8 protein-coding genes are annotated in these 9,340 nt (G+C 56.4%); all 8 read left to right on the top strand.

The window, feature by feature from the left end; genetic code table 11:
- Positions 1-409: 409 nt before the first annotated feature.
- Positions 410-706 carry a hypothetical protein gene (locus tag ACVBEF_RS19080; protein WP_447125502.1) on the top strand — a complete coding sequence of 99 codons (297 nt, stop codon included), beginning with the start codon at positions 410-412 and terminating at the stop codon, positions 704-706.
- Positions 707-772: 66 nt separating this feature from the next.
- Entirely contained in the window at positions 773-1,561 is a 789-nt protein-coding gene (locus ACVBEF_RS19075) for an enoyl-CoA hydratase/isomerase family protein (protein ID WP_447125501.1), read from the top strand.
- Positions 1,562-1,678: 117 nt separating this feature from the next.
- The gene (locus ACVBEF_RS19070) at positions 1,679-2,938 is read left to right on the top strand and encodes a cytochrome P450 (protein WP_447125500.1); all 1,260 of its coding nucleotides are present in this window, start codon (positions 1,679-1,681) and stop codon (positions 2,936-2,938) included.
- Complete coding sequence (gene bioF / locus ACVBEF_RS19065; protein ID WP_447125499.1) at positions 2,931-4,124, top strand: 8-amino-7-oxononanoate synthase; 1,194 nt, start codon at positions 2,931-2,933, stop codon at positions 4,122-4,124. The genes ACVBEF_RS19070 and bioF overlap by 8 nt, the downstream gene beginning before the upstream one ends.
- A complete protein-coding gene (gene bioA, locus ACVBEF_RS19060; RefSeq protein ID WP_447125498.1) occupies positions 4,121-5,491 on the top strand; it encodes an adenosylmethionine--8-amino-7-oxononanoate transaminase in 1,371 nt (456 codons plus the stop codon). Before bioF ends, bioA begins: the two co-directional genes overlap by 4 nt.
- Entirely contained in the window at positions 5,491-6,249 is a 759-nt protein-coding gene (gene bioD / locus ACVBEF_RS19055) for a dethiobiotin synthase (RefSeq protein ID WP_447125497.1), read from the top strand. Before bioA ends, bioD begins: the two co-directional genes overlap by 1 nt.
- A 2-nt stretch (positions 6,250-6,251) precedes the next feature.
- The gene (gene bioB, locus ACVBEF_RS19050; RefSeq protein WP_447125496.1) at positions 6,252-7,310 is read left to right on the top strand and encodes a biotin synthase BioB; all 1,059 of its coding nucleotides are present in this window, start codon (positions 6,252-6,254) and stop codon (positions 7,308-7,310) included.
- Between the two features lie 30 nt (positions 7,311-7,340).
- A partial coding sequence (locus ACVBEF_RS19045) for an acetyl/propionyl/methylcrotonyl-CoA carboxylase subunit alpha (protein WP_447125495.1) occupies positions 7,341-9,340 on the top strand: 2,000 nt, incomplete at its 3' end.

Here is a 9,340-nt window from a genome sequence, read left to right as displayed (position 1 = left end):
GTCTGCTGGGTTTAGCCAGTCCCGTCGGATAACGGGGTGGGCGACAAATGACGGGTTTGACAGACTGGTTATCAACATCAAAACCCAGCAAGCCCGAGGGCTTCCCCATCACCGTCGCCCAGAGGACGAACGTTGACGCAGGTCGCACAAGGCGATCTGGATGTTGATAATTCAGGCTGTCATACCTGTGTTCCTATAAGAGGAACGAGTGACAAGATACCTTCCCTAAAAACAGAGGTCAACCGGTAAATGACGGTTTTTTATGATTACAGTTTTATGCCGTTTTTTGGTCGCTGAGATGATGAATATTCCGCCGATGCTGTGTCGGTCCTCAGTTCGAACGGCTGTTTTTGAAGTTGTTTTTGAAGTTCAGGCGCAGCCACAGTTGCAGTTGTTTTTGAAGTGGTAGTTGCTTTTGACCTTGCAGGCGCAGCCACAGTTGACGTTGTTTTTGACGTTGCAGTTGTTTTTGACGTACCCCGTCATTGGCGCTGCCACATTTTCCTACCGCCAGACGGATCAGGCTGATGACATGTTTGAGCCGAAGGCGAGTTGGTCATCAGACCCGGCTGGCGGTAGGAAAATGTGGGAACCCCGACAGGGGCAGCGGCATTTGCGGTCGCCTTTTCTTTGGTTACTTTCTTTTGGCGAAGCAAAAGAAAGTGACCGGCTGCCGGGCCGCCCCCGGCAAGCATCAACGGAGTAGTAAACGCGTTCAATAACTAACGACCGAAATACTGAAATACCCAATAACCCACTTAACTTAAAAACCATGACCTACCAAACCCTGACACTCGACCGCACCACCGACAAAATAGCCACCATCACCCTAAACCGCCCCGACATCCGCAACGCCTTCAACCAAACCACCATCGCCGAACTAACGCTAGCCTTCACCGAGCTAGGCGCAACAACAGACATAAGAGCAATCGTCTTAGCAGCCAACGGCCCAGCCTTCTGCGCAGGCGGCGACCTCAACTGGATGAAGGCAATGGCCGACTACACCCCAGAACAAAACCGCACCGACGCCGCCCAATTAGCCGCCATGCTGCAAACCATCTATCACTGCCCCAAACCCGTCATCGCAAAAGTCCAGGGCGATTGCTACGCTGGTGGACTAGGCTTAGTCGCCGCCTGCGACATCGTAATCGCAGTCGAAGAAGCAAACTTCTGCCTGTCAGAAGTGCGCATCGGCCTGATCCCCGCCACCATTTCACCCTACGTCATCAAAGCGATAGGCGAGTCAGCCGCACGCCGCTACTTCATCACCGCCGAGCGTTTCTCAGCCGCAACAGCCCAGCGCATAGGCCTGGTCCACGAACTGGTAGCAGCCGACGCCCTCGACGCCAGCGTCAACGCGTTACTCAAAGCGTTACTAGCCAACAGTCCAAATGCAGTGACCGACGCCAAGCGGCTGGTGCGTGACGTTGCCGGACAACCGTTGAACGCAACTCTGATTGCCGCGACAGTCGAAGGCATCGCCCAGAGTCGTGCCTCAGAGCAAGGGCGCGAAGGCGTTCGAGCTTTTCTGGAAAAACGCAAACCATCCTGGTTGCTTTGATGTAACAACAAGCAAGGCAGAATCAGGGCAAACCGGCAGCGATCCCTATACAATTCTGGTTTCCCCGCCTTCTATGTCAGTAGCGCAGGCGCAGGCTGACAAGTTTTAAAAAAAACGATGATAAATAATGCATTTTTAAGCAACCCTTACCCAGCCTATCAAGCGCTGCGCCAAGCTGGCCCATTGCACTGGAATGAGGAGTTTTGCGGCGGCGCATGGCTGTTCACCGAGTACGCCGATGTCGCAACCGTGCTGCGCGACCCCCGCTTTTCGGTCCGCCGCGCCGGTGGTTGGGTCAATACCAGCGGCCCGGAGGCGCTCACCGAGCTGCGTGAATTCAAGCGTATTTTTGCGCGCTCGCTGCTATTCATCGATCCACCCCGCCACACGCGTTTGCGTCAGGTCATGAATGTCGGCTTTAAACCGGCGGCGCTGCAAGCGCTGGCCCCGCAGATTCAAACCTTGGTTGACCGTCTGCTGGACAAAGTGACGGCTTCCAACGTAACGTTTGCAACGTTCGCAACGTTTGATTTCATGCGCGACTTTGCCCGCCCCCTGCCAGCACTGGTGATTGCCGCCATGCTGGGCATAGACGGTGATGACCGCGCTGAATTTGTCGCCTGGTCCGACGATATCGCCGACTTCATCGGCAGCCCTACGCCCACCATCGAGATTGCCCGCCGCGCACAAACCAGCCTGATTGCGATGAACGACTATTTCCGCGCTGTGTTGCCGCAACGGCGTGCGCATCCGGGTGACGATTTGATCAGCCAGTTAATCGCAGCTGAGGCCAGCGGCGGCATTATGACTACCAAGGAATTGCTGGCCCAATGCTGCACGCTGCTGTTTGCCGGTCACGAAACGACCCGCAATCTGCTTGGCAATGGCATGTTGGCGTTGTTGCAGCATCCGCAGCAATGGCAGACCTTGCAAGCCAATCCGGCCTTGTTGCCATCGGCTTTAAAGGAGTTGTTGCGCTTTGATAGCCCGGTGCAGTACACCGGTCGCCGTCTCACAGTCGATGTCGAAATGCATGGTCAGGTCATGAAAAAAGGCGATCTGGCGATTCCCCTGATCGGTTCTGCGAATCGCGATCCGGCCAAATTTACGGACCCCGATACGCTCGATATCACGCGTAATCAAGGGGCGCATTTGTCGTTTGGCTTCGGACCCCATGTGTGTATCGGCGCGATCCTGACGTATATGGAAGCCGAGATTGCTTTGCGCAGCGTGATGCAGCGTTTGCCCGGCTTACAGTTGATGGAAGCTACCCAGTCATGGGGCAACAACGCGGTCTATCGTAGTCTCAACGCTTTGCCTTTGCGTTTTGCCGCTACGTCCAATATTGCACCACAGGAAGAGGTACTCCATGCCTGATCTGATGGATCAAATCAGCGCGCAACTGATGCAATTGCAGGAGCAGAAATTGCTGCGCAAACGGCGTGTTGTCGGTGGTCCGCAAGGCCCGTTGATGACTATCGACGGCAAGCCGACATTGGCATTTAGCAACAACGATTACCTCGGTCTGGCTAATCATCCGGCGCTGATCGCTGCCGCCCGCGATGGATTGGAGCGCTTTGGCGTCGGGGCCGCATCATCGGCCCTGATCAGCGGCCATAGCAGCGAGTGCGAAGCGTTAGAAGTGGCGCTTGCCAGATTTGTCGGTATGCCGCGCGCGCTGCATTTTTCTAACGGTTATATGGCGAATATGGGGATTATCCCGGCGCTGGTCGGTCCCGGCGATCTGGTGCTGTCGGATCGCTTGAATCACGCTTGTCTGATCGACGGTGCGCGGCTCTCCGGCGCAGAATTTCGGATTTATTCGCACTGCGATGTGGTGCGGGTCGAGCAGCAACTCGCCAAAAGTACGCATCTGCGCAAGCTGATTGTGACCGATGGCGTCTTCAGCATGGACGGCGATATCGCGCCATTGCCTGCGCTGTTGGCGCTGTGTGAAAAATACGACGCGTGGCTATTGGTCGATGATGCGCACGGCTTTGGCGTGCTGGGTCCGCAAGGGCGCGGGAGTCTGGCGCATTTCGGGCTGGCTTCGTCGCGGGCGCTGTACATGGGAACGCTGGGCAAGGCCGCTGGCGTCTCGGGCGCATTTGTGGCCGGGGACGCGACCTTGATTGAATGGCTGATGCAGCGCGCGCGCACCTATGTGTTTACCACCGCCAGCCCGCCATTGCTGGCTTCGGCCTTGCTGGCGACGCTCAATTTGTTGCAAACCGAAGATTGGCGGCAACAACATTTGCGGGCGTTGATACAACAATTACGCGATGGATTGGCCGATCTGCCGTGGCCGTTGTTGCCGTCGGACACCGCGATTCAGGCCTTAGTCGTGGGTGACAATCAACTTGCTTTAGACCTGATGGCGGACTTGTTTGAGCACGATATCTGGGTGCCTGCGATCAGGCCGCCGACGGTCCCTAAAGGCACGGCGCGATTGCGGATTTCTCTCTCGGCGGCGCATTCTGCCGAGCAAGTCGCGCAATTGATTGCCGCGTTACAGGCCGCTGCAAAAAAAGTTACAGCAGTAAATATGAAGGAATCTCTTTGAAACAAAATACACAATCGGACTGGGTACAACGCAGCCTCAAAAGCGTCTGGCATCCGTGTACCCAAATGCAGCAGCATGAAACGGTTCCGTTGATTCCGGTTAGCCACGGGCGCGGTGCGTGGCTGTACGACGCCGATGGCAAACGCTATCTGGACGCCATCAGCTCATGGTGGGTGAATCTATTCGGGCATGCCAATCCACGTATCAACGCAGCGCTCAAAGATCAGCTCGACAAGCTTGAACACGCGATGCTGGCTGGTTTTACGCATGAGCCGGTGATCCGTTTATCGGAACAACTCGCAGCCCGTACCGGCCATGCTCTGGGGCATTGTTTCTACGCTTCGGATGGCGCGTCTGCGGTGGAAATTGCGCTCAAAATGAGCTTTCACGCCTGGCGTAATGCCGGGCATAGCGCCAAGCAGGAATTCGTTTGCCTCAAAGGTAGTTATCACGGCGAAACCATCGGTGCGCTGGCGGTGACCGACGTTGCGTTATTTCGCGATGCTTACGGGCCGTTGCTGCGTCAGTCCCATGTTGTGATGTCCCCGGACGCGCGGGGTGCGCAGGAAGGCGAAAGCGCCGCCGACGTTGCCCGGCGCGCAGCACAGGCGCTCGAACTGTTATTTCAGCAGCGCAGCGACCATATCGCTGCCCTGATTATCGAACCGCTAGTCCAATGTGCCACCGGCATGGCGATGCACGATCCGGTCTATCTGGCCGAAGTGCGGGTGTTGTGCGACCGTTATAACGTCCATCTGATTTTTGATGAAATTGCGGTTGGCTGCGGTCGTACCGGGACCTTTTTTGCGTCCGAGCAAGCGACCGCAATCGGTACAGAAAAGGGGCCGGTCTGGCCGGATGTGGTCTGTTTGTCCAAAGGCATCAGCGGCGGGTATTTACCGCTGTCGTTGGTGATGACGACGGATGCGATTTATCAGGCGTTTTACGACGCTGACGTGACGCGTGGATTTTTGCATTCGCACTCTTATACCGGCAATCCGCTGGCGTGCCGCGCTGCGTTGGCAACGTTGGAGATTTTTGAGCAGGACGACGTGCTCAATGCCAATCGCTTAAAAGCGCAGCGCATTACTGCGGCCTTGCAACCGCTGGCCGATCATCCACGGGTGCGCCATTTCCGTCAGCGCGGAATGATCTGGGCGTTCGATGCGGCGATCGACGATCCGGCAGTAGCGGCGACTTTTTCGCGGCGCTTTTTTAGTCAGGCTTTGGAGAGTGAATTACTGCTGCGTCCCATCGGCAAGACCGTGTATCTGATGCCGCCATACATTCTCGATGATGACGAATGCGATTTACTGGCGGCGCGCACCGCTGCCGTATTTGATAGCGTCATCGGGGAGGGGGGCTGATGAATACACATGTCAATTCCTCCCAATGCGCTTATTTTGTCGCGGGCACCGATACCGAAATCGGCAAGACCTTAATCGCCTCAAGCCTGTTGCATGCGCTCACTAAAACCGGCGTGCGCACAGCTGGCATGAAGCCGGTCGCCGCCGGGGCCGAGTTGCGCGATGGCGTCTGGCATAACGAAGATGCCGACGCCTTGGCCGCACAAGCGAGCGTAGTCTTGCCCTGCGCGTTGGCAACCCCGTATTTATTCCGCCAGTTCACCGCACCCCATATTGCCGCCGAAATGGAAGATAGACCGATTGGCTTGCCGTATATTCTGGCCTGTTTTCAACAGATCACGGCGCGCGCCGATGCCATCGTGGTCGAAGGCGTGGGCGGTTTTCGGGTACCCCTCAATCAAACCGTGGATACCGCCGATCTGGCGCAGCAATTAGATTTGCCAGTGGTGCTGGTGGTCGGTTTGCGCCTCGGTTGTATCAGCCACGCAATGCTCACGGTGGAGGCGATTGCTGCGCGCGGCTTGCCATTGGCTGGCTGGGTCATCAATACCGTGGACCCGGACATGCTCAATGCGGACGCTACGGTCGAAGCGCTGCGTGCCCGCATCGCATCCCCTTTGCTTGGCTGCGTGCCGCGGCTATCTGTGCCCGCTGCGGAGTTAGTTGTCGCCGCCGCTAATTTTCTCGATTTTTCAAGTTTGCCGGGCTGGCCTGCCGATACAAACCTTACAACGTATTCTCTTAACAAGGAAATCTGACCATGTCTTCCCAACCAAGCGCTTCCCAACCGATCACATTTCAACCCGGCATTGCCCAGCAAATCATCACGCCCTTAGTCGATGCTGCATGGCGAGTCGAAGAAGTATTGGAAATTTTCAATTTGCCATTCAACGATTTGATGTTCCGCGCCCAGCAAGTCCATCGTGAAAATTTCGATCCGACCGAAGTTGAGCTGGCGACATTGTTGTCGATCAAAACCGGCGGTTGCCCGGAAGATTGCGGTTATTGTCCGCAAGCGGCGCGCTACGACACTGGCGTAGTTGCGCAAAAAATCCTGCCGCTCGACACCGTACTCGAGGCGGCTAAACAAGCCAAGGCCAACGGCGCGACCCGCTTCTGCATGGGCGCAGCATGGCGCGAGCCAAAAGACCGCGATCTGGAACACGTCGAAGCCATGGTTCGTGGCGTTAAAGCGCTGGGTCTGGAAACTTGCGCCACGCTGGGTATGCTGGGCGAAGGTCAGGCTGAGCGTCTCAAACAAGCCGGTCTGGACTACTACAACCACAATCTGGACACTGCGCCTGAGTTATACGGCGACATCATCACCACCCGCGACTATCAAAACCGCCTCGACACCATCGACAGCGTGCGTGGCGTGGGGATCAAAGTCTGCTGCGGCGGCATCGTCGGCATGGGCGAATCGCGCTTGCAACGCGCCGGTCTGGTCGCGCAATTGGCGAACATGACGCCGTATCCTGAATCGGTCCCGGTCAACAATTTGGTGCAAGTTGAAGGCACGCCTTTGTACGGTATTGAGGCATTGGATTTGCTGGAATTTGTGCGCACCATTGCGGTGGCCCGCATCACGATGCCGAAGGCGCGGGTGCGCTTGTCCGCTGGTCGTCGTCAAATGGGCGAAGCGATTCAGTCGCTGTGTTTTCTGGCGGGTGCAAACTCGATTTTTTACGGCGATAAATTGCTCACCACTGGCAATCCTGAAGTCGAAGAAGATCGTGCCTTGCTGGCTAAGCTGGGCATGCACACGCGTTCAATCGCGATTGATGCGCGTTGCGAAGTGACAGAGAGCACAACGGTCTAAGCATAAAAATATATTGAAACGGAGGGGACTATGTTTACAAAAATCCTGATCGCCAATCGTGGCGAAATCGCTTGCCGGGTAGCCGCTACAGCGCGTCGGATGGGCGTCAAAACGGTAGCGGTGTATTCAGAAGCCGATGCCGGTGCGAAACACGTCGCGGTTTGCGATGAGGCGGTTTGCATCGGTCCGGCAGCGGCTAAAGAAAGCTATTTGCGCGCCGATAAAATCATTGCGGTGGCCCTTGCCACTGGTGCGCAAGCGATCCATCCGGGTTATGGTTTTCTGTCCGAAAACGCGCAATTTGCCAGAGATTGCGCGCAAGCCGGATTGGTCTTTATCGGCCCGCCTGCCAGCGCCATTCAGGCCATGGGTTCTAAATCCGCCGCTAAATCGTTGATGGATAAAGCCAACGTGCCGCTGGTCCCCGGCTATCACGGTGACGATCAGGATGCCGATTTATTGCAGCAAGAAGCCGACAAAATGGCCTATCCAGTGCTGCTCAAAGCCAGCGCCGGTGGTGGCGGCAAGGGTATGCGCATCGTTGAGAAAAGCGCCGATTTCAAGGCCGCATTGGCGTCCTGCAAGCGTGAGGCAATCAGTAGTTTTGGCGACGATAAAGTGCTGGTTGAAAAGTATTTAACCCGCCCCCGTCACATCGAAATTCAAGTCTTTGCCGATAGTCACGGCGACTGCGTCTATCTGTTCGAGCGCGATTGTTCGGTGCAGCGCCGTCATCAAAAAGTATTGGAAGAAGCGCCCGCACCGGGGATGACGGATGCGCGTCGCAAAGAGATGGGCGAGGCGGCGGTGGCTGCGGCCAAAGCGGTCGGCTATGTCGGCGCGGGGACGGTTGAATTCATTGCAAATCAGGACGGTTCTTTTTATTTCATGGAAATGAATACCCGTCTGCAAGTCGAGCATCCGGTCACCGAAATGATCACCGGCACCGATCTGGTCGAATGGCAACTACGCGTGGCCGCTGGTGAAGCGCTGCCGCTGCGTCAAGATCAGTTGCGCTTGCGCGGCCATGCGCTTGAAGCGCGGATTTATGCCGAGAATCCTGACAAGGGATTTTTGCCATCGATCGGTACCTTGCGCCATCTGCGCACACCTGTTGCGTCGGCATTTGAGACGCTGCAAAAGGGGCACACTTCTGCTGCGATTGTGCGTATCGATTCGGGCGTGCGTGAGGGCGACGCGATCTCACCGTTTTACGATCCGATGATCGCCAAGCTCATTGTCTGGGCCCCGGATCGGGATCAGGCGTTGGCGAGTATGGCCACGGCCTTGGCGCAGTATCAGATCGTCGGTCTGGCGAGCAATATCAACTTTTTACAGCGCTTGATGGCGAGCACGCCTTTTGCGACGGCGGATTTGGATACGGGACTCATCGAGCGCAATCAGGCTGCGTTGTTTCCGCCAGCGCAGCCGGTGGATGTCGGGGTGTTGGCATTGGCCGTTGCAGCCTTGCTGGCTTCTGAGCGCAGTGTTTCTGATACGGGGAGCAATCCTTGGACCGATACTGGTGGCTGGCGGTTGAACAGCAATTTGCAACGTCAGCTGACGTTTTTGGATGATGGCAAAGCTAGTCCGATTGGGGTGATGTATCAGTCGGGGAGTTGGTTATTGCAGCATGGTCAGCATTTCAGCCGGATGGCGTTGTTGCAGCATAGCGGGGCGGATTATGTGATTAGTTTGGGTGAGCGCGAAGTGCGCGGGACTGTGGTGCGCGATGGGGCTGATGGGGCGTTGTTTCAGGTGTTTACTGGTGGTCGTCAGTACACCTTGGGCTATGTTGATCCGTTGGCGCATGCTGGGGAGAGTGAGGCTGAAGGGGGGCGTTTGACGGCGCCTATGCCGGGCAAGATTGTGGCTGTGTTGGTGGCGGCGGGTGATCAGGTTAAAAAAGGTGCGCCGTTGTTGATTATGGAGGCGATGAAAATGGAGCACACCATTGCTGCGCCTGGGGATGGGGTGGTTGAGGAGTTGTTGTATGGGCTGGTAGCCGGGTCGCTATTTGCCTTAAATCG

The organism is Glaciimonas sp. GG7 (assembly GCF_052976905.1).
The sequence above is the reverse complement of the archived record's forward strand: the minus strand, read 5'-3'. Positions and strand labels throughout refer to the sequence as shown.